This window comes from Qipengyuania proteolytica, assembly GCF_019711565.1.
GTDB classification, from domain to species: domain Bacteria; phylum Pseudomonadota; class Alphaproteobacteria; order Sphingomonadales; family Sphingomonadaceae; genus Qipengyuania; species Qipengyuania proteolytica.
This window is the reverse complement of sequence record NZ_JAIGNN010000001.1, coordinates 651239-672782: the sequence shown is the minus strand read 5'-3', so window position 1 is coordinate 672782 and position 21544 is coordinate 651239. Positions and strand designations below refer to the sequence as shown.

Sequence of the window (21544 nt, the reverse complement as noted above, 5' to 3'; positions counted from 1 at the left end):
CATCCTTGTAGACGCTGAATGGACAGGTCCCTTCGGGCTTCACGAACTCAGATCGCTTTCACAGCTATGCGGAAGCAATTGAGCGCAGGTAACACTAACGTCGGTCGGAGCGTCACCCCGCATCTTCTCAGTCGGTACATCGAATTCGAGCGAGAAGAAGCGGCCATCGACCGTCCATAGCTTGCAGCGGTTCTTCACGCCGTTCGATCCAACGAATGTCACGGTGGCGAAGAGGGCCTCTCCATCTCCCTCGCTCAATCGCAAGTCGTCGTGGTGCCGTACTTTCCCGTTCTCGATCGTGTAGAAATTTACTTCGCGTCCTCGATCCAGCCGCTGTATCAGATTGGCCCGCCGCACGTGTTCAAGCAGGCGCTCTCCGAGCTGTCTTTCAGTACTGGACGCGACGGCCTCAATAATATGGCGCTCGAGCTTGGCGGGGTGGCGGTAACCACCCCGAAACCAAGCCACAAATCGATCAAGCGAAACAGTCAGCACCCGGAGGTCCCGTACCCGGCAGCGCCAACTGCAGCGCCCGCAGCGGTGCCTTTTATGGTATTCGGTGTCCGCTCATAAAGCTGCCTCGGACGAGGCCACATCGGATTGTCTGGCTTCCAATTTCGGGGAGTAAATCGATAGCGATGAGGGTCGGAGAGAATATGTGTCCTCGCGGGAACGTAATTGCCATTCCAGATAGTACGAGGTCCTCCCATTCGCTTGGGAATGGCGTGGGAAAACTCGATCCCCTTCCCGGCAGTGCCTGCTGCCTTGATACCGCCGCCGACGCCTGTGGCGATAACGGCAACAGTACCAACGCCGTTTCCGACCTGATAGCCCAGCGATTCCGTATCAACTGGATCTGCCCCGACGAACTCCCTCACCTCGTCTCCGAATCCGAATAGGACAGAGTCCGCAGCACCCCACGCAAATTCCTTCACCACATCGCCCGGAGCGCGACCGCATCGCCCCTCCTTGCTCAACCCCGTCGGGTCGACGAAATTGACCGCGTCGTTCTCCACATAGGTGTAGAGCTGCAGGCCATCGCCGACGTCGATCGGGTCGGGGGTCAGGAAGCGGCCGAGGTTGGGGGAATACCACCGCGCGCGGTAGTAATAGAGGCCGGTATCGGGATCGAGCGGGCGGCCGGTGTAGCGGATCGGCATGCCGCCGGTCGTGTCAGGCTCGCCGAAAGGACCGTAGGTGTAGCGGGCGGTCATCGCGCCGGCCGCATCGGCCACGGCCACGGTCGAACCCAGCCGGTCGGTGTAGAGATAGCTACGCAGCGCGCCGCCTGCACCTTCGTCTGCCGCAACTACCTCGTCGAGCAGCGCGCCCGGGATGTAGCGCCGGATCATCGCGCCATTGACGTCGTACTCGCCGACGCGCTGGGCCCCGGCATAGAGGTATTTCACCGTCAGCTTGGCCGATTTCGGGAAGCGCGCGTGGAGCCTGCCCAGCGTATCGTACTGGTAATTCGCCTGCGGACCGCGTGTGACGGCCGCCTTGGTCAGCTGGTCCTGCGAGCTGTAGCCGAAGGTCCAGGTGCCGTCGGCGACGAGGTTGCCGCCGTCGTCATAGGTGAAGGCGTTCGCGCCCGAGCTCAGGTAGACGTCGGTGCCGTCGACCGCATAGGCGCGCTCGACATTGACCTGGCCGGCCCAGTCGTAGGCCCCGTTGCTCGACGTCTGCGTGGTCAGCGCCCCGCGCTGGTCATAACCGTAAGTCCAGCTGACGTCATTCGCCGTGCCCGCAAGGTCGATCGCGAGGCTTTGCAGGCGTGACTGGTCGTCATAGGCAAAGCTGGTCGACGTGCCGTTGCCATAGGCGATCGCGGTCCGGCGCGACAATTCGTCATAGGCATAGGCGGCGATCAGATCGGTGCCACGCCCGCGGATTTCGGTCACGCGGTTGAGCGCGTCATAGGCGTAGGTAGCGAAGAAGCCGTCCGGCCAGGTGATGCGCGTGCGGTTGCCCGCGGCATCGTAAGCGAAGGTGACGGTGCCCACCGCACTCGTCTCGCTCAGCACGCGCCCGAGCTCGTCATAGGTGAAGCTGACGGGGTTGCCCTTGCCGGTCAGCGGATTGGCTGCCGTAAGGCGGCCGAGCGCGTCATAGGCGAAGCCCGCCCTGCCGGGCTGTTCGGTGGTGACAAATTCGAGCGGCCGCCCGAGCGTGTCGTAGCTCAGCGAAATGACATCGCCGTCGCGGCGCGTGACGGAGGTCGGCTGGCCGGCGGCATCGTACTGGTAGCGGTCCGACTGGGTGCTCCACAGCGAACAGCCGCCGCCCGCGATGGGCTGGACGCACCATTCGACGACGAAGGACTTCATGTCTCCGTGTCCATCGAACACCCGCGAGCGCGAGCCGCCGCCGCCAGCCGTGTCGAGCGGCATGTAATAGGATTTGTAGTCCGTCGGATCGAGCGGACTGGTTCCGGGGAACGAACCGAAGGTTTCCGAACTCCCGATCGTCACCTGTTCGAGCGCGGTCCCGACGGCATTGCGTTCGGCAACCACTTCGCCATTGGGGGTGTAACTCCAGCGGGTGGTCATGTCCGGCCCGTCGGCATCGGCGCGCGCGAGGGTGCGGGTGGCGAGGTTGCCTTCGGCGTCATAGCCCGCCGTCACCAGCGCAACCGTGTCGCCCGCTGCCGGGCAGGCCGCCGCATCGCTCGAGAAGGCCGGGCCGGTTTCCTGCGCGACCTTGCCCGAGGCGAGGATTGTCCGGCAGGTTACTTCCCAGCCGCCGGCGCGCTGCGATGCGACCGCGGTGACCTGCCCTTCGGCATCGCGCGTCCAGACCGTCTGGCGGCCGAGCGCATCGGTCGCGCCGAGCAGGCGGCGCTCGGCATCCCAGGCGAATTCGCTCCGGTCGGCGACGTTCTGCCGCGGCCCGTCGATCGCCACCAGATTGCCCACCGCGTCGTATTCGAAACTGTCGGCGACGGTCACGCCGTTCGCCGTCGTGCTCGACCCGCTGCGGACGAACTTGTTCGCCGCATCATATCCGAACTGCGTGCTGCGCGAGCGCGTGGCATCGATCCGCTCGACCATGCCGGTCGGGAGCGTGAAGCTGCCGGTCCCGCCTGCCGCGGTGAAAGTGCCATGAGTGAAGTCCGCCCGCGGGGCGACGCCGCCCGCCGGTGCCGGCCCGGTGATGGAGAGCAGGTCGCCCGTCGCCTGGTCGTAGGCGAAATTCGTGACCCCGCCATAGACATTGGTGGCGCTGGCGACCTTGTTGAAGGTCGGCTCGTAGGTGAAGCTGCGAACCCGGTCGGGCAGCAGTGCGGGTGCAGCGCCGCGGCGGGTTGCGATCTGGCGCTCCTCGCGGATCTGGTGCGTGCATCCGCCACCGGCGCAGGTTGCATCGTCGTAGCTGTAGACGAGCGTGGGCGAGAAATTGCTTTCGACCCGCGCGACCCGGCCCCTGCCGTCGTGCGTGTAGAAGGTGCGCTTGACGTCCCAGGCGGCCTTGGCGGTCCCGATTTCGACGTTCTCGAAGGTCGCCACGGTCTGCCCCTCGGCATCGTAATAGTCGATCAGCCCGCGACCCAGTGGAGAGACCAGCTCCGACCGCGTGCCGGCGATCAGATAGGTCCACTCGTAGCCGTCGGCATCGATCTGCGAGGCGACCCGTCCAAGGCTGTCGTAGGTGTTGGTGACCTGGGCGACGCCGGGCGTCGCCGGGGCGAAGAAGGATTGCATCCGGCCCGGCCGGTCGTAGGTGAAAATGGTGGTCTCGCCCATCGCGTCGGTCGCCCCGACGAGATTGCCGTCCACATCATAGGCGAAAGACACCGCGCGGCCGGTTTCGTCGGCCACGCGGTCGAGGCGATCGCCGAGATAGCTCAGGGTCAGCGCACGGCCGAGGCTGTTCGACACGCGGGTAAGCTTGTCGCCCGCATAGGCATAGGTCATCGTCATGCCGCTCGGATCCGACCACTCGAGCGCCTTGCCGTCCGCCCCGAAGACCATCGTCTCCTTGTTGAGGCCGGTCATCACGAAGCCGCCCTGCGGCAGCTCCTCGAGCGAGGCGGCGCTGGCCGGCGAGGGGTTGAAGCTGCCGTCGGGCAGGCGGGTGAACACCTCCAGCGGGCCTTCGCCGCGCACGATCACCGCATTGTCCTGCAGCCGGTCGGCGAACCAGTTCGCCGCGACCGCCTGCGTCGCCAGCGTGGTGACGTCGAGCACCGGATCGGACAGCATGTCGATCGCGGTGAGGACGTGGACGATGCTCGTCGCGGCATCGATCGGCGAATCCGCGCCGAGCCCCTGCAGCGCGAGCGTCGTCGGCGTCGCGCCCATTTCCAGATTGTGCGACCAACCGCGCCCGAGCGCGCCGTCGCGTCCGGCCGAGCGCGAGCTGTAGGAGCGCGAGAATTCGAGCTCGTAGGGGAAGCCCCCGGTCCCCACGCGCAGATCGCGGTGGGTGTAGAGGAAGGCGCCGGTGGTCATCTCGACCGGATCGCCGCGGTCCTTCTGGTCGCGCTGGTTGCGGTCGCGGGATCGCTCGATGGCGTCCGCGCCCCAGCCGAGCGCATCGAGAGTGAGGGAGGGATAGCCGCCCGAATAGCCCCCGTCGATCAGCGCGGCCACACGCGCGTTGTCGTTGTTGGCATAGGCCGCGAGGTAGCCCACGCCCGTCCACTCATCCTCGGTCAACGAGCAGTTCTGCGGGGTGAGCACATAAAGCCCGGCATTGACGAAATTGCTGAACGAGGACTTCTTGGCGTCGCAATTGACCAGCTGCGGTTCGATGGTGCCGTAATTCGATGTGCTGGCGCGGAAGATGCGCTGCCCTTCGCCGACCGCCTTGTCGATCAGGCTGACCGTGGACATGCCCTGCGCCGGCACGGTCTGCTCCAGCACGCCCGATTCAAAGGCGCTGCCGGCAATGCCGAGCGTCAGGAACTGGCCCCTCTCGCGGTCCACGTCGCCGTCCTTCTGGACATAGGTCACGCGGAACAGGTCGAGATCGAAATAGGGTGCCTGCCGTTCGCTGACGAGGCCGATGAAGTGGTGCCGGTGGACATGGGTGTTGGAGATCGCCTCGGTCAGGCTGATGGTCTGCGAAATCTGCGCGAGATAATCCGCCCCCATTGCTGCGAGCGAGGCACCGAGCGCGGGTTCGGAATCGGCCGGCAGGTCGGCCGCGCGCGCCGCGGCCAGCTGGTCGAGAAACAGGCCCTGCATGCGCGGGGAGGTGCCGCCGAGGCCCAGCATGACCGTGTGGGTCTCGCCCGACTTCATCGTGTTGTTGACCCCCTCGTTCGCAAACGCGACGCCGTAGGCCTGGTGGAAGACTTCCATCCGAAAGTTGGTTTCGGTCCCGGCCGGGATCGGATTGCCGGTGGCGAGCAACAGGCCATCGGCGCGCAGTTCCGGCTGGAGCTGGGCATTGGGCGTTATGGTGAGGCGCTTGCCATAGACCGAATCGGCCACGATCACCGGCGCGATCCCGGCGAAGGTCAGGCGCAACAGGACGCGGTAATTCGTCGGGATGTCGCCGGTGAAGATCGTCTCCGAATAGCCGGTGTTCTGGTAGGGCAGGCGCGTGGTGCGCGCCGGGCAGTTGGGGTCCTGCCCCTTGAAGCACGGATCCTTGGCGACGATCCGCCGTCCACCGACGATCTCGTCGAGCCCGGCGGCCGGGGCAGTGGTGCGGATATGCTCGACGAGGTTCATGGAGAGCTCGTCCAGCTTCGCGCGCACGGCGGCGCGATCGAGGCCCTCGATGCTGTCCGCCGTGACCGTCGCATTCTCGGCGCCCGCCTGGAGCAGCTGCGCCCGGTCGTAACCGGCGGCCGCGGCCAGATCGATACCCGGGATCTCGACGTGATCCTTGATCGAGGGGTCGAAATCGAACGTACCCTCGGGCGTCTGGACACGCGCCCACATGTGCATCAGGCGCACGCCAGAGACCTGCTCCTCGCAGGTCGGCGCGGCCTGCACGAGGAAAATATCGGCGGGGATCTGCCCGTTGTTGAGGAAGCGCTGGACCCGGCAGGCGCTGGCAGTCGGCATGCCGTAGTAGTTTTCGAACTCGGCGGCATCGAGCTCGATCACGCCGAGGACATAGTCCGCCTGGTACCCGGCAGCGCGCAGCGCCTTCACCAGCAGGTCGGCCTGGTCGAAATTCGATCCGCGCCCGTCGAGCAGCGCCCCGCGCCCGCCCTTGTGGATGCCATAGATCGGGTAGAGTTCGATGTTGTCGCGGACGAATTCGAAGATGAGGTCGGGATCGTTCTTCAGCGAGCGGGCGAGCTCGGCGATTTCGGCCGGAGCGTTCGCGGTCGGCGTGGACACGGTCGAGGCACTGGCCGTGCTTCCGGCCGCCGTCGCCTGCAGCTTGTCCGCCTTCGCACCGGGCTTGCCGGGCTTCGCATCGGGCGCGACGATCGCCTGCGCGGCAAGCGGCGAGGCCTGCTTGGCCGCCATCGTCGCAACATACTCGTCGAGCGGCACCGCCGGCATCTCCCGCGCGGTGAAGCCGTTGCCCGGCTGGCCCTCGTCGATCGCCTGCGGGGCCGTGCCCGCGACCTGCGCGGGTGCGGTCTGCGCCAGCGCGGGGACCGCCACCATCGCCGAAGTGAGGAGAAGGGCGGAAGCAAAAGACCTCGATTTCATACGGACTACCCCTGTTCGCGCACGCGCGCGTCGTTCATCTGTCTGGACATGAAAAAGGCGCCCGCCGGGCGCCTTGAGTGCGGGTTCTACCCGGCGGTTTGCTGGGCCGAGGCCGATGGGGCCTGCGCCGCGGAAGGAGCGTTGGCTGGCGCCGCCGGCGCGGGCGCCCCCGTCACCGAAACCAGCGAGCGGTTGCCGTTGGCGTCGTAGGAATAGGCCATGACCGATCCGTTCGGATACCGCACCTCGACCAGCCGGCCGAGTTCGTCGTAACGATAGGTAATTTCCCCCGCCTGCGCGGGCGCGGCCATTAAAAGGCCAAACCCGAACAATACAGACGTGACTAGTGCAGTCTTCATGCGCCCCTCCCCTAATATCAGAGAAGACCCGATTCCTGTCCTTCTCCAATGAGATGGGATTTATATGTTCGTATCACGAATACGCAAGGCTATTTTACGCCTGTTGCGTAAATGACCTCACGCATCGTGGGGATTATATCAGAACTTTAGACTTATTTATCGCCAAGCCGCCATTCCAGTCCGCAGTCTGGATACACCTCGGCGTAAGCGACCACTTGATCTCCGTCCGGCGAGCAAAGCTGGACTACATATGGGTTGGCGCTGGCATAGACATCGCCCGATCCTTGATCGGCGCAGACCATCGGGCGACTACCATTTAGCGCGAAATCATCCACATTCCGCTTCACGTAATTTACAGCATCAAGCTGAGTGTAGTCAGAGCAGGAAGCGTCCCGTATGCGCAAGGCATAGAGGACAGTCCCCACAAGGCAGAAGGAAAGCAGGACGAAAGTCGCGAAGGCTAACTTATTTCTCGTCAAGGCCACAGCGCCATTAGAATTCTCTGACTTCCGTAAAAGTAGATATTGTAGTCGTTGCCGCCGGCGTAACCCTGCAGGCGCTGGCCAAGGGTGTTGCCCGCCGGGCCGATACCGGTTCTGCGCGAGTCATCCGGATAATCCTGCCTGTCGACTTCACCTCTTACTCGTCCATCCAGGAACCATTGACCGTTTCCGTTAGGACGGATGTAGCCCGAGACACTTACTGAGAAGCGCCCGATCGCTGTTTGCTGCGCCAAGCCGGTTCGGCCCTCGAATCCGCCTCCGGCACGGACGCCGGTAAGATTGATTGGCACGGCCTCTCCTGTTTCAAGCATCTTGGCAATAGCATCCTTGAGCTGGCCATCTTGCCTGGAGAGGCTCGCCAGGCTGTGGCCCAGGTCCGCCAGAGACACCTTGGTGAAGTCTGCGCCTCGATCGGAACCATCACCCCAAATCGCATGCCCGTTGACTTCCCTCATGCTCGTGGGATCGATTTCTTGCATGCTGGCAGGGATTTGTCCCGGGTCATCCGCGAACACCGTGCAGCCTGCTATGTGGCGGCCATCGCGCCCGCACGTGCCGTTTGGATCGACTGTGTTAGTCGGGTCATTCCCGACATATGCATAAAGGTTGATATGATCCTGATAGCCGATGGGGTCGGTTTGCAGGAATCGAGCGAGGCGGGGCGCGTAAATGCGGGCCTTGTAGTGATACATCGCCAGTTCGGGCAGCCATGCCTGGCCGGTGTAAAGGAAACGACCCGAAGCACCTGCCTGTGGTGCCCCCCACTCATCAAATCGATTATAGGCTACAGGGTTGCCCGTACCGTCGAGCACACCGACGATCGATCTCTGGTGATCTTGCACGAGATGTCGACGGCTTGAGAGGGCAAATCCCGCGCCCTCAAACCAAACCAAGGGATCGTCAAAGCCTGCAGCATTTCCGTGCAGATAGCGCCGCTGCAGGGCGCCAGCAGAATTGTATTCGCCGACCAGCGCATCCCCATCATAGAGGAATCGAACCACGCCACTATCCGAACCGACGGTTTCGTAGAGGCGACCAAGCGGGTCGTAGCGCAGAGTGATAGCCTTGCCTTCGCCTTGTGCCTCGACCAATCGGTTTTCAATGTCGTACTTGTAAGACCACCCGCCATCTGAGGTCAGGTTGCCGTTGTTGTCATAAGAATATGTGTTGGTCCCCACCAATGTGTACTGATTGAGTCCGTTGACCTCATACGCCAAAATTTCGTTCGGCCTCGAAGCGACGTAGCGGTAGGCGTCGTTGTCGCGCTCGATGCTGCTTAGCTGCTGGGCCGGATTGTAGGCATAGTCGTAGTCGACGCGTGCCACGGCGTTGCCCGGCGCATGCACGATGGACGAAAGACGCCCCGCCCGGTCGCGCGACCAGTCGGTCGCGAGGACGGTCGCGCCGCGGTCCAGGCGGCTGGGCATGCCGCGTTCGTCGTAAGACACGCCCAGCAGCCAGCCACCGTTCTGCGTGGCGTTCGTCATGCGGTTGAGCGCATCGTAGCCGAAGGTGAAATACTGGTTGTCCGGATGTGTCAGGCGGGTGCGATTCCCGTTCGGATCGTAATCATGGGTCAACGTGCGCGACTGCCCGTCCATGACCAGCGTGGTCGACGTGAGCCGCCCGAAACCGTCATAGGCATTGGTCACGCCCTCGCCCGTCGGGCTGTCGTAGCGCGCGTAGGTCTGCAGCCCGCGATTGTCGTAGCCGTAATGGACATCGCGGCGGTATTTCGCGGCAAGGTCTGCCCGCGCGGGGACGTCCTTGAACGTGACCCGACCGAGATTGTCGTGAGTGAAATTGATGACCGAACCGTCTCGCTTCGTCAGCCGCGTGCGGTTGCCGGCCTTGTCGTACTGATAGGCCTCGAAGTCCTGATAATTGACCGCCCCCGGCTGCGTCTTGGACGGGAAGTACCAGTACGTCTGCCGGCCGTGCCAGTCGTAGCCGAGCTGGGCGCGGTTGTTGTTCGCGTCGAGGACATAGGTCTTGCGGCCCATGCTGTCGTAGTCATAGGCGACGTAGCGCACCTTGTCGTCCGTGCCGACACCTTGCCAGACCTGGCGCAGTTGCCCGCCCTTGTCGTAGCTGTTGTAGCTGATCCGGTCCGGCCCGAACTCGCCCTGTCCGGATTGCCGGCAGGCATCGGCGGGAAGCGCTGCGAAGTTCGCCGGGTTCATGCGGATCGCGGCGCAGCCTTCACGGCCCATCCGGTCGTAATTCTGCTGCGTCACCGCGATGACCGTGTTGTCCTGGTCCCGCGTCTCGGTCTTCACCAGCTGGCCGAGCGTGTCGTAGTAATAATGCTTGCGACTGAGGATGGTGAAGTCGGTCCAACTCGAAGGGCTCACCGTCGACCAGGCGCCGAGCGTGCCCGTTTCTTCGCGGATCAGGAGGCCATTGATATCGTAGGCCTTGCGCGTTGCGGGGCGCTTCTGCACGCCCGAACCGTCGGGATCGGCGCCGATTTCGCCGACCACACGCCCGGCACCGTCGTAGCGGATCCCCGTGGAGTGATCGGACAACTGGGCAAGGGCCGGGGTCGCCACACCGCTGGACACGGCGAGGGCGAGGAGGCTGGCGGAACGGTAGAGAGATTTCATCGACGTACGACCTCCAGTAGGACGCAGTTTGAACACACGGGTCACGGGCAAAGCGGCGCGAGTTTGGTCGTGCCCTTCAGGTCCTCCGCAAAGGGTTCGCATGGATTGATGGGACCCGGATCGGGATCGGGACTCGTGGTGTTCGGATCCGTCGCGAAAACGGGCGCGGAACGTCCCGGCCCGGCTTCGGGCGCATTGCCGGTGCGCGAAAAGACGACCGCATATCCCTGCGGACAAGCGGCCACGCCCGCAGCCGGCGGTGTCTCGCTGACGAGCCAGCCCTGATAGCTGTATTGCATGCAGGACCGCAGGGTCTGGCCGTCGGCCGTTACCGCTTTCTCGTACATCAGCATCGCGCCGCCACTGAACGTGTTCGCCATATCGCTGGTGCTGGTCCCTTCGATCAGCCCGCCGTAATGGCCCTGCTTGTAGTATTTCATCTGCGTCACGATCTCGTCGGCCGTCCCCGCGCAGGTGGCGAGGGTCATGCACTGACGGACGGTCAGCAATTCGCCCTCGGTGCCGTATTCGTTGATCGTCGTGGGCCGCGGCTGTCCGGCGGCCGGCGCAGGCTGGACGACGGTGGTCGGGCCGGGGCTGTTGCCGGTGTAGGTGAAATCGGTCCGGTTGCCCCGCGGATCGATGATGTAGTTCGGCTGGTTGCAGTTGGCGCGGTTGGCGGAGGTACAGCTCGCCGCGTATTGCGCCTGCCAGGTCACCGGATCGACGCCGCCAGGGCCTGCATGGGTGCGAACCAGAACATTGCCGCGGGCATCGTAGGTGAAGCTGTCGTAGCTATTGTCCGGATAGGTAACCCTGTCGAGCCGCCGCGTCGTCCCGTTCCAGGTGTAATAGGTCATCCGGTCCAGCGCATCGCGCGATTCCGTGACGTAGCCGCGCTTGCGATGATATTTCACATAGGTCGTCTCGCCCTGCGGATTGGTGACGGTGGTGGTCCCGTAATCCCCCGGCGTCGTGTAGCTGTAATTCCAGGTACCGGCCGGCGTCGTGATCGTCTTGACCTTGTGATTGTCGTAGTACGTCGCCGATACCGACGCCGCGCCGCCCGGCTGCGTGACCTTGATCAGTTCGCGGTCGTTGTTGACCTGGTAGCTCCAGCTGTTGCCGAACTGGTCCTTGACGGTCTGTGTCGTGTCCTTCGGGCGCTGGTAGTGCTCGTCGTCGGCATTGTTGTTCGGCGTGGTTACGGACATGTAGGCAGAGCCGGCGTCCATCTTCTTTTCGACCGTGTTGTACTTGGTGTCGAAAGTCGGCGTACCGTAATAGTTGTTGTAGCCGAACGACTCGTTGCCGCCATACCACGTGCCGTCTTGCGTGCTTCTCCACGGCTCCTTCGCCCCGCGTCGGCCCTCGCTCACGAGGACGTACTGGATGCCCGAGTTGCCGAACTGGAGCGCCGAGAACCCGTAATCCGGACCGAACCAGGTGTTGTAGGGGCTGAAGCCCTGGAAGATCACGATGTCGCCGTCGCGACCGCGGAAGGTGCACCAGGCGATCGAATAGCCGCCATAGCCTTCGCATTCGAAAGTCGATCCATCGTCCGGCGCGAGCTTCTTGAATCCGCTACTCTTGAGTTCGAATTCATGGCCACGACCGTTGAAAACGACGGTATATTTCTCGTCGTCGCGCCACAGGGCCGGCAGGCCGAGCTGCGACCACGCCTGGCCGGTCCACTCGAGACCACGCATCATCGCGTCTTCTCCCGCACCGATCGTGACTACGGGCGTGCGGACACGCCAGGTGCCGGTGGTCAGATCGACGCCATTCTCGTCGATCCGGTCGAATTCTGGGATGCCGAAATGGCTGGCGTAGGTCTTGTATTCGTCGGCCGACGCCTCGGCTGGCGCAAGGGCGCCGAGCGCCAGGGCGATCAGGGACACGGAGAGAGAAGTCTTACGACGCATTGCGAGCCTCGTCGGATGGAAAGATGCAAAACTGGGTGGGTGGCGGGCTCGGAGAGGCCCGGAAAATCGCTATCAGCAGACGTACTTGCCGCAGGTCGGCTCGCCGATATCTTCGTCGTCGTTGAAGATGGTCCCGATCCCCTGACCGTCCGCAATGGTCGCTCCCGCAGTCGGTGACGAGAGATTGAGCGTGAATGTCTCGTCGGCCTCGATCTGCGCGTCCTGCCTGCTAGCGACCGAAACGGTCGCGGCCGTCGCGCCGGCCGGAATGGTGACCGTGCCGGACACCGCGGTGAAATCGGTCGAACCCGCGCTGCCATAGGCCGTCGCATAGGACACCGAGATGCTGGACGAATGGGCCGCGCTGAGACGCACGGTGAAGTTGAGCGTACCGCCTTCGAACACGGACGCATCGCCGACCGAAATCGCAGGAGCCGGCGTCGGTGTGGGAGTGGGCGTCGGTGTCGGAGTGGGCGTGGGCGTCGGAGTGGGCGTGGGTGTTGGAGTGGGTGTGGAACCGCCTCCGCTGCAGTCGCTCAGCACGCCCGCCGCGTCGGCCCGGTATTCCGTGCGGTTCCCTGCAGCATCGTAGCAAATCGAGCGCGCCTCCCCCTTACTCGACTGAACAGCGACAAGGCGTCCGAGAGAGTCGTAAGTAAAACTGCGCCTTTCGCTGGCAAATGCACTGGCAGACCAGACACCGGCACACGCCAATGCTAGGGCCGTAGAGCCCAACAACTTCGTTTTTATCATGCGACCCCGTGTCCCCTGAATATTCGCTCTGGCTAGAGCCGGATTTTTCGAATGCAAGATGCTTTTTTTACATTGATGATCATTGGCTGTGGATAAAGGACCTTGAAAGGCGGTGTTGCTTGGCAATGCCAGCGGTCTGTCGACTACAAATCGCCCAGGTGCTGCCGAGTTCGGGAGCGCAATTTACGGGATGATTGTCGATCATGACTGTGCAACCAGGTCTCGAACGCGGGGGATTCCTGCTTTTCCTCCTGCTCGTCACGGTCGCTCTGCTCGTCGTCGTGATGCCGTTCCTCCAGCCGCTGCTATGGGCGTCGCTGGCCGCGATCATGTTCCAGCCGCTGTTCCGCTGGTTTCTCGCCCGCCTGCCGGGCCGCGCCAATCAGGCCGCGCTCGGCACGCTGCTGGTCATCACCATTGCCGTCATCCTGCCTGCTTTCCTCATCGGCAGTGCCGTGGTGAACGAGGCGGCCGGGCTGGTGATCGCGTTCCAGGAGGGACGGATCAATGTCTCGGACTGGTTCGAGCAGGTCTTCGGCGCTCTCCCGGCCAACGTCCGCGCCTCGCTCGATGCCCAGGGGTGGGGTGATCTGGGCGACCTGCAGCTGCGGGCGCAGGGATTCCTGCAGGACAGCCTCGGCCTGATCGCGCAACAGGCCATCGCCATCGGCGGCAGCGTCTTCGGTTTCGTGCTCGCCTTCGGGATCGGGCTCTACGTCAGCTATTTCCTGCTGCGTGACGGCCGTCAGATCGGGGAGGCGGTGCTGAGTTCGCTGCCCTTCGAGCGCGCCATCGCCGATCGGCTATCCACCCGCTTCCTCGGTATCGTTCGAGCGACGATCAAGGGTTCGGTCGTGGTCGGCCTCGTGCAGGGGGCGCTCGGCGCGATCACTTTCTGGATCGTGGGCATCCCCTCGGTGCTGCTGCTCGGCGTGATCATGGCGATCGCCTCGCTGCTGCCGGCGATCGGGCCTGCCATCGTCTGGGTGCCCGCCGCAATCTATCTGCTGGCGACCGGCGCCATCTGGCAGGGGGTGGTCGTGATCGTGTCCGGCGTGGCGCTGATCGGTATGGCCGACAATGTCCTGCGCCCGATACTGGTTGGCCGAGACACCGGAATCCCCGACTGGCTCATCCTCGTGACGACGCTCGGCGGCATCGCGCTGATGGGCCTGTCGGGGATCGTGGTCGGGCCGCTGGTCGCCGGCCTGTTCCTGGCCGGATGGACGATCCTGCGCGAACAGCGCGAGGGCGCGCCCGCAGCTGCCTAGCTGTAGCCGCCGAAGCCGCTTTCCTCCCACCGCGACAGCGCGCGGTTGTAGCGGAACTCGATCCAGTCGTGTGCCGCCGCGAGGGTGCGCGTGGCGACCATCGCCATGCTCGCCGCTGCGCCCTTGGTGAAGGCGATCGAGCCAGTCGCCGTGTTCTTGACGATCCGCAGGGGCTGGCCGTCGGCGTAGCCGTATGCGGCCCCGCCCGCCGGGCTCGCTCGCAGGGTGACTGCGACCGCGATGGCGCTGGCGACCCCGAGCGCAAGCGCCGGCCCGGCGGGGGCAAAGCTGCCCGATGCGGTCAGATTCGCCGGGCGATACAGGCCCTGCGCCGTGTAGGCGGTCGAGGCATTACCCCCGTCGAAGCGGACGTATGGGAAGGAGACCGGATTGTCCCCGCCATTGGGCGATCGCGCATTGGCAAATTCGCCCTCGACCACGATGCGGCAGGAGCGGTCGAGATAGCCGCTCCATGTTACACCGATCCATTCGCGGCCCTGGTCCTGTGCGAGCGCGGAGCGGAAGTGGCGAACCTTCAGCCGAATTTGCTTGGGCGGCTGCTGGTATACGCCCGCCGGCGCCCCCTCGACCGGATCGGTCAGCGTCGCGGGACCGCGCAGCGCCACGGCGAAGTAATTGTCGCGCCGGTCGAGCCAGGCGTCGATCTCGAGATCGATATCGCGCAGGGCGAAGCCGTGGATGCTGTTGATCCCGACCGCGGTATCGACCGTGCGGATGCGCCCCGACACCCAGCTGTTGACCCACACGATCCCGCAGTCCTCGAACCGGCAATTGTCGAGCACAGTTGCCGGCACCGGTACGGTGTCGTCGCGCGTCGGATACTTGTACGTATAGAGGCGGCCATTGGTCGAGCCGCCACCCAGCCAGACATAGTCGCAATCGCGCCACAGGCAGTTGCGGAAATGGCCATGCGTCTTGCCCGTGTCTTCCTGCGCCAGCGTGCAATCGCCGAACTCGCAATCCTCGGCCATCACCATCGGGTCGCAGCCGAGGTTGAAGCCGTTGCCATTGCCGGTGAGCAGGCGGCAGCGGGTCATGGTGATGCGCTCGATCGCGTCGTCTGCGCCGACGGCATAGAACAGTTCGCCGCGCCAGCCGATGAAGTCGGTGTCGCGGCAGATCACATCGCCGACGAAGACGTCCTGCAGCCAGAAGCCGCGGTCGGTAATGTCCCAGCCATCGCCGGTCGTGACGTCGGCAGGGTAGCTCGATTGGCCGGTGCGGCTGCGATTGCCCTGGAAGACGAGCCGGTCGATTTCCAGCCGCGCAATGGCGCGCGGGGCGGGGTCGGGGCGCGGCCAGTCGCCTTCGACGAACAAGCCGCCGCCGCGCCAGACCGCCGGCGTGGGATCGCTCGCCGACTTGGCAACGGTCTGCCAGGCGGTGTCGGGATCGGCCCCGTCGAGGCCGCGGAAATCGAGCACGGTTCGGCCGGGCGCGACACCGCGCAGCGCCAGCGAGCCGCGCACCACCAGCGCGTGCCCGTCGAGAGCGCGGGTCTGATCGGCCGGGGAAAAGCGCTCCGGGCAGTGAAGCCGGTAGATCTCGCTTTCGAACCGCACCTCGCGTGCGCCGATGGCTTCGGCATAGGCGATCGTGGCCTGGATCGCGGGCTGGTCGTCGGCGGTGCCATTGCCAAGCGCACCGCCCTGCTCGACCGCGATCGAGCCCGCCTCGGGCAGGAGCCTGAACAGCCGGCCGTTGGCGGTACGGACGACAAACCGGGGGTGTGCGCTCGCCAGCGCGTCATCGGCCAGGGCGTCGGCGATGTAGGTCCCTGCGCCCGCGCCCGAGGCATGATGCCCGGCGCTCTCGATCCGGGTGATGTCGACTGCGGGGGAGCGATGTGCGAGATCGGCGAAGAGGCCCGGCAGGGCCTGAGCCGAACGATTGGCGAGACCCAGTGCGGGCACGGCCAGCGCGCTCATTGGGCGATCCGGTAGATTACGGTGCCGGAGGCCGGCACGAGGTCGAGGTAAAGCTGTGCCCCCGTTTCGCTTTCGACCCAGACCGGTTCGCAGGCATTGGCGGAGAAACAGGCCCAGCCGCTTCCGCCGAGCGTGAGCGGATGTCTTGTCGTTCCGCCGTCTACCGAGCGCAGGACGCGGACCGAACCGGTCCAGTCACCAGCCAGGGTCAGGTAGACCGGCACCAGCGGCGCGGGCGTGAATGGTCCGACGACCTGCGCGGCGCTCGCCTCTCCCGTGAAGGCCGTGGGCGTGTCGGGTGCTAGCACGATGGTCGGCAGGGGTGCGTCGGACGACACAAGGGTCAGCTGCCCCTGGCCGTTGTCACGGCCGAGCGCCATGACCGGAGCAAAGCCGCCCGGCGCTTCGATAGGCACGGATTGAGAAATCATTTGGTTGGCTCCCGAATCGGAAAGGAGCCAGATCGGTTAATCAGACGATGCCGTGTAGGAAAATGGAATCTCAGGCTCTGCGGCTGTGCCGAGCAGGGCCTCCATCCGGTCTTCGAAGGCATCGACGATCGCGTCTTTCGACCACGCAAGCGCGGCACGCTGGCGGCCAGCCCGCCCGAGCCGCGCGCGCAGCCGGGGCTGGCGGGATAGCTGCTCGATGCTCCAGGCAAAAGCCTGCGGATCCTGCGGGGGCACGACTACGCCGCAGCCTTCAAGTTCGCGGCCGATGCCCGTGCCCGCCGCCGCCGTCGCGATGATCGGCCTCCCCGAGGCTAGCATATTGCCAAGCTTGGAGGGCAGGACGAGATCGGCCGCGCCCGGCAGCTGCGGAAGCAGGTGGATGTCGGCCAGCGCCAACAGGTCGCCGACTTTCTCGGGCGGCTGCAGGTCGCGGAACTGGATGTTGGCGAGGCCGCCCGCCAGGCGCTCGAGGCGCGCCCGGTTCGGCCCCTCGCCGGACACCACGAATGCCAGATCCTCGCGGTCTCCCAGCGCCCTCGCCGCTTCGATCATGATCTCGAGGCCCTGCTTGTTCGCGATATTGCCCGAATAAAGCACCACGGTCTTGCCCTCGAGCCCCCATTCGCGGCGCAGTGCATCCCCCGAAGCCAGCGCCACGCGGTGCGCGTGGTTCGCCCAGTTGCGGATCTCCACGATCCGTTCGCGCGGGACGCCCTTGGCAGCGGCCAGCCTGCACATGGGTTCGCTGATCGTCGAAACGACGTCGGCTGCGCGCAGCATGCGCTGTTCGAAGCGAAGCGCGGCCGACGCCGCGGCCCCGCCTTCGCCGATAAGCCCGGTCGCGAATGCCGCACCGACCTCGAAATCCTGGATGTGGAGCCAGAGCGGTATCCCCGCTCGCCGCGCCATGCGCGCCGCCACGGGCACGGCGACCATGGACGGCGCCACCGTCAGCACCAGTTCGGGGTCGAATTCCCGCCGGACCGCGCGCGCCGGCGGATAGGCACTGCTCGCAAAACTCAGGTGGTGCGCAAGGCGGCGCGAGCCGGTGGGGTTGGCCGGTACGTAATGCGGGCAGCGCGTGATCTGGACGCCGCGCTCCACGTTCGTCTTCCAGCTGCCCTTGAAGCGTTCGTAAAGCTGCCATTCGGGATAATAGGGCTGGCCCACAACCGCGCGGACTTCGTGCCCGCGCTCGACCAGCGCCTCCAGCAGACCTGCCGAATAGGGCCCGATACCGATCGGTTCGGGCCTGTAGTTCAGCCCGATGAAAAGTATCCGCCGCGGCTGCGCGCGCCTCACGCTGCGCGCAGGCCTGCCGTGCCGCGCGCGCCGCGATCCTTGGCCGACAGCCCGTCGAACAGCGCGTCGATCAGATGCGCGAGCTTCGCCTCGGTCAGCCGTTCATCGATCATCGCGATCAGATAGGGCTGGATGTAGCAGAGGACCGACTGGTTGATGAGCGACAGCGCGGTGTCGATCTCCAGCCCTTCGAAATGGCCCTCTGCCTGCGCCTGCACGATCAGCTCGCACAGGTAATGGTCGGCCAGGTCGATATAGCTCTGCGCATAGGCGAAGTAGCGCTCGCCCATCTCGACATAGAGGTTGAAAGTCGCCGGATCGCTCTTGAAATTGTCGCGCAGCAGCAGGAAGCGGCGAGCGAAGAATTCGTACATCTTGCGGCGTGGCGGCAGGTCGGTCTGCATGACCTCGTCCATGACAGCCAGCTTGGGCGCAAACCACTCGCCCGTCACCGCCTCGAGCAGGTCGGCCTCTTCGGGGAACACGCTGTCCACCCGGGCGCGGGCAATGCCGAGTTCGTGGGCCAGCTTGGCGCGATTCACCTCTTCGCCGCGACGCTCCATCAACGCCATGGCTTCGCGCGCAAAGCGTGTGCGCAGCTCGTCGGTGGTCTCTTCGCTCACGGCACGGCGCTCCCGTCTCGGCCCAGGCCCCATTTAGACGCTCGGGCGGGAGGTTGAAACCCAAAGCGCGGCTTTTTTACCCCTGCTTGCGCGGCGGGAGCGGGAAGAAACCCGACGTACGGCGCTTGTACTCCTCGTAACCCGGGCGCGATTTCTTCATCCCGCCTTCGAGCAGCGGTGCACCCGACCAGCGGGTCAGCGTGAAAGTGAGGAACAGCGGGCCGATCACGGTGAAGGCCGGCACCCACCAGCCGGCCGAGGCCGCAGCGATCCAGATGCCCCACCACACGCAGGCATCACCGAAGTAATTGGGATGGCGGGTGTAGCGCCACAGGCCCTTGTCCATGACCTGGCCCTTGTTCGCCGGATCGGCCTTGAACCGGGCAAGCTGCCAATCGCCGACCCATTCGAAAAGGATGCCCACCGCCCATAGCGCGAGCCCGACCAGCGCCAGCCCGCTGATCGGCTCGATCGAGGCGGCTTCGAGGATGCCGTATTGCGCCGGGCTCGAGACCATGAACAGCAGCAGCGCCTGGCCGAGGAAGATCTTGGTCAGCGCGGCAAAAGCGAAGCGGCCCTTCTCGCGATCCTTCCTGAGCATGCGTTCGTAACGCTTGTCCTCGCCCTCGCGCCGCCAGCGGATGAACAGGTAGATGCACAGCCGCAGCCCCCAGATTACCGCCATCGCCATCAGCAGCGTGGCAAGCGGCCCGGGCGCATCGAGCTGCAGCCAGCTGGTCAACGCCATGAGCGCCATGCCGCCGCCCCAGAAGCTGTCGATGAAGGAGACGTCGTCCACCTGCACGGCGACGACCCACAGGATCAGCGTCACCCCCAGAAGGATCGCCGCATTCGCGATAAGTGCCTCGACGATCATGCTTCTCCCCCTTCCGCAAGCAAGCGTTGCGCCTGCGCTTCGAGCACCTTGTAGCGGGCATAGTCCGGACGTTTCGACCGGAACCATTCGGCGATCCTTGCCAGATCGGCCGCATAGTCGTCGCTGGGCGTGATCGGTTCGCTGAAACCGAGGCGACGGGTCTTCCAGCTGACCCAGGCCAGCACGATGGGCACATTGGCCGCGCGGGCGATGTGCCAGAAGCCCGATTTCCACTCGCCGTCCGACTTGCGCGTGCCCTCTGCCGCGATGACGAGCGCAAGCCGGTCTGCGGCGGCGAAGGCGTCGGCCACCTGCTCGACGTAGTTCGCCCGCCGTGTGCGGTCGATCGGCACGCCGCCCATGTCGAACATGAAATTCCGCATCACGCCCTGAAACAACGTGTGCTTGCCCATGAAGCTGGGCTCGACGCCCTCTTCCGCGGTCGCACCGGTGAAGAACACGAAGTCCCAGTTCGACGTGTGCGGCGCACCGGCAATTACGAATTTCGGGATGTCCGGCAGGCTGCTTTCGATCTTCCACCCTTGCAGGCGGTAGATCACCCAGATGATCCGTCGGACGATGCGCGACAGGATGGATCGCTTGCGACGCGAAGTAGGTGGCATTGTTTCTCCCCTGCGACGGACCTAGCAGCTACGCAGCGGAATGCGAGGGGGATGCACGCATTGCCCGGCCTACATCCGGAAAACGCCGAACTGCGGCTTGTCTGGAATGGGCGCTTCGAGCGTGGCGGCAAAGGCGAGGCCGAGCACGTCGCGGGTCTGGACAGGGTCGATCACGCCGTCGTCCCACAGGCGGGCGGTGGCGTAATAAGGATTGCCCTCATCCTCGTACTTCTGGCGGATCGGGGCCTTGAATTCCTCGGTCTGCTCGGGCGTCCAGCTATCGGCGTCGCGGTGGACGGTGGCGAGGACCGATGCAGCCTGCTCGCCGCCCATCACCGAAATGCGCGCATTCGGCCAGGTGAACAGGAAGCGCGGCGAGTAGGCCCTGCCGCACATGCCGTAATTGCCCGCCCCGAAGCTGCCGCCGATAACGACGGTGACCTTGGGCACGGTGGCGGTGGCGACGGCGGTAACCAGCTTTGCGCCGTGCTTGGCGATGCCTTCCGCCTCGTACTTCCCGCCGACCATGAAGCCGGAGATGTTCTGGAGGAACAGGAGCGGAATGCGCCGCTGGCAGGCGAGCTCGATGAAGTGTGCGCCCTTCTGCGCGCTCTCGGAAAACAGCACGCCATTGTTGGCGAGGATGGCCACCGGCATGCCCCAGATATGGGCGAAACCGCAGACCAGCGTGCTGCCGTAATGCTGCTTGAATTCGTGAAACTCGCTGCCGTCGACGATCCGGGCGATGACCTCGTGCACGTCATAGGGGGCGCGGACATCGTCGGGAATCAGGGCGTAGAGGTCCTCGGCGTCGAACTTCGGCGGGCGCGGGTCCTTGAGCGCCACGTCCTTTGCCGCTGCATGGTTCGCGCCCAGGTGGCTGACGATATCGCGCACGATGGTGAGCGCGTGCTCGTCGTTCTCGGCGAGGTGGTCGACCACGCCCGACTTCCGCGCGTGCAGGTCGCCCCCGCCGAGGTCCTCGGCGCTGATTTCCTCGCCTGTAGCAGCCTTCACCAGCGGCGGTCCGGCAAGGAAGATCGTGCCTTGGTTGCGCACGATCACTGTCTCGTCCGACATGGCGGGCACATAGGCGCCGCCCGCCGTGCAACTGCCCATGACGCAGGCGATCTGCGGGATGCCCAGCGCCGACATATTCGCCTGGTTAAAGAAGATGCGCCCGAAATGGTCGCGGTCGGGGAAGACCTCGGCCTGGTGCGGCAGATTCGCCCCGCCGCTGTCGACGAGGTAGATGCAGGGAAGGCGGTTCTCCTGCGCGATTTCCTGCGCGCGGAGGTGCTTCTTCACCGTCATCGGGTAATAGGTGCCGCCCTTCACGGTGGCATCGTTGGCGACGATCATCACCTGCCGACCCGACACGCGCCCGACGCCGCAGATCATCGAGGCACCCGAAACATCGCCTTCGTACATGCCATTGGCGGCGAGCTGCCCTACTTCGAGGAACGGCGAGCCCGGATCGAGCAGCCGTTCCACCCGCTCGCGCGGGAGCAGCTTGCCACGGCTGACATGCCGTTCGCGATGCTTCTCCGGCCCGCCGAGCGCCGCCTCGGCCACCTTGGCGCGCAGGTCGTGCGCAAGACCCTGGTTATGCGCGAACCGCACTTTCGCCTCGGTGCCTTCGCGGTCGAGCTTGCTGGTCAGGACTGGTGCACTCACG

14 protein-coding genes are annotated in these 21544 nt (G+C 64.9%); 1 reads left to right on the top strand and 13 read right to left on the bottom strand.

The genetic code is table 11. The features are described 5' to 3' along the window. Nucleotides 1–39 precede the first annotated feature (39 nt). The 6 genes from K3172_RS03220 to K3172_RS15720 all read right to left on the bottom strand — a co-directional run bounded on the left by K3172_RS03220 (nucleotide 40) and on the right by K3172_RS15720 (nucleotide 12421). A complete protein-coding gene (locus K3172_RS03220) occupies nucleotides 40–495 on the bottom strand; it encodes a hypothetical protein (protein ID WP_221587018.1) in 456 nt (151 codons plus the stop codon). After that, nucleotides 489–6623 (bottom strand): RHS repeat-associated core domain-containing protein, encoded by a 6135-nt coding sequence (locus K3172_RS03215; protein WP_221587017.1) that lies wholly within the window; start codon nucleotides 6621–6623, stop codon nucleotides 489–491. The genes K3172_RS03220 and K3172_RS03215 overlap by 7 nt, the downstream gene beginning before the upstream one ends. An 86-nt stretch (nucleotides 6624–6709) precedes the next feature. Next, complete coding sequence (locus K3172_RS03210; RefSeq protein WP_247717913.1) at nucleotides 6710–6982, bottom strand: RHS repeat domain-containing protein; 273 nt, start codon at nucleotides 6980–6982, stop codon at nucleotides 6710–6712. A 475-nt stretch (nucleotides 6983–7457) separates the two neighbouring features. After that, a complete protein-coding gene (locus K3172_RS03205) occupies nucleotides 7458–10091 on the bottom strand; it encodes an RHS repeat-associated core domain-containing protein (protein WP_221587016.1) in 2634 nt (877 codons plus the stop codon). 41 nt (nucleotides 10092–10132) lie between these two features. Further along, a complete protein-coding gene (locus K3172_RS03200; RefSeq protein WP_221587015.1) occupies nucleotides 10133–12016 on the bottom strand; it encodes a hypothetical protein in 1884 nt (627 codons plus the stop codon). Nucleotides 12017–12088: 72 nt separating this feature from the next. After that, complete coding sequence (locus K3172_RS15720; protein ID WP_221587014.1) at nucleotides 12089–12421, bottom strand: Calx-beta domain-containing protein; 333 nt, start codon at nucleotides 12419–12421, stop codon at nucleotides 12089–12091. Nucleotides 12422–12972: 551 nt separating this feature from the next. Between K3172_RS15720 and K3172_RS03190 the strand changes: the two genes are divergently transcribed. Then, on the top strand, nucleotides 12973–14040 hold the full coding sequence (locus tag K3172_RS03190; protein ID WP_221587013.1) for an AI-2E family transporter: 1068 nt from the start codon (nucleotides 12973–12975) through the stop codon (nucleotides 14038–14040). On the opposite strand, the gene K3172_RS03185 is transcribed toward K3172_RS03190, so the two are convergent. The 7 genes from K3172_RS03185 to K3172_RS03155 all read right to left on the bottom strand — a co-directional run bounded on the left by K3172_RS03185 (nucleotide 14037) and on the right by K3172_RS03155 (nucleotide 21543). Then, nucleotides 14037–15989, bottom strand: coding sequence for a hypothetical protein (locus K3172_RS03185; protein ID WP_221587012.1), 1953 nt, complete (start codon nucleotides 15987–15989; stop codon nucleotides 14037–14039). The genes K3172_RS03190 and K3172_RS03185 overlap by 4 nt on opposite strands. Then, entirely contained in the window at nucleotides 15986–16420 is a 435-nt protein-coding gene (locus tag K3172_RS03180) for a hypothetical protein (protein ID WP_221587011.1), read from the bottom strand. The genes K3172_RS03185 and K3172_RS03180 overlap by 4 nt, the downstream gene beginning before the upstream one ends. Nucleotides 16421–16456: 36 nt before the next feature. Continuing rightward, nucleotides 16457–17743, bottom strand: coding sequence for a WcaI family glycosyltransferase (locus K3172_RS03175; protein ID WP_345725584.1), 1287 nt, complete (start codon nucleotides 17741–17743; stop codon nucleotides 16457–16459). Continuing rightward, complete coding sequence (locus tag K3172_RS03170; RefSeq protein WP_345725583.1) at nucleotides 17740–18366, bottom strand: hypothetical protein; 627 nt, start codon at nucleotides 18364–18366, stop codon at nucleotides 17740–17742. Before K3172_RS03170 ends, K3172_RS03175 begins: the two co-directional genes overlap by 4 nt. 76 nt (nucleotides 18367–18442) lie before the next feature. Continuing rightward, nucleotides 18443–19243, bottom strand: coding sequence for a DUF1295 domain-containing protein (locus K3172_RS03165; protein ID WP_221587010.1), 801 nt, complete (start codon nucleotides 19241–19243; stop codon nucleotides 18443–18445). Continuing rightward, entirely contained in the window at nucleotides 19240–19866 is a 627-nt protein-coding gene (locus tag K3172_RS03160; protein WP_221587009.1) for a lysophospholipid acyltransferase family protein, read from the bottom strand. Before K3172_RS03160 ends, K3172_RS03165 begins: the two co-directional genes overlap by 4 nt. Before the next feature lie 69 nt (nucleotides 19867–19935). Further along, nucleotides 19936–21543 carry a carboxyl transferase domain-containing protein gene (locus tag K3172_RS03155; protein ID WP_221587008.1) on the bottom strand — a complete coding sequence of 536 codons (1608 nt, stop codon included), beginning with the start codon at nucleotides 21541–21543 and terminating at the stop codon, nucleotides 19936–19938. Nucleotide 21544 lies beyond the last annotated feature (1 nt).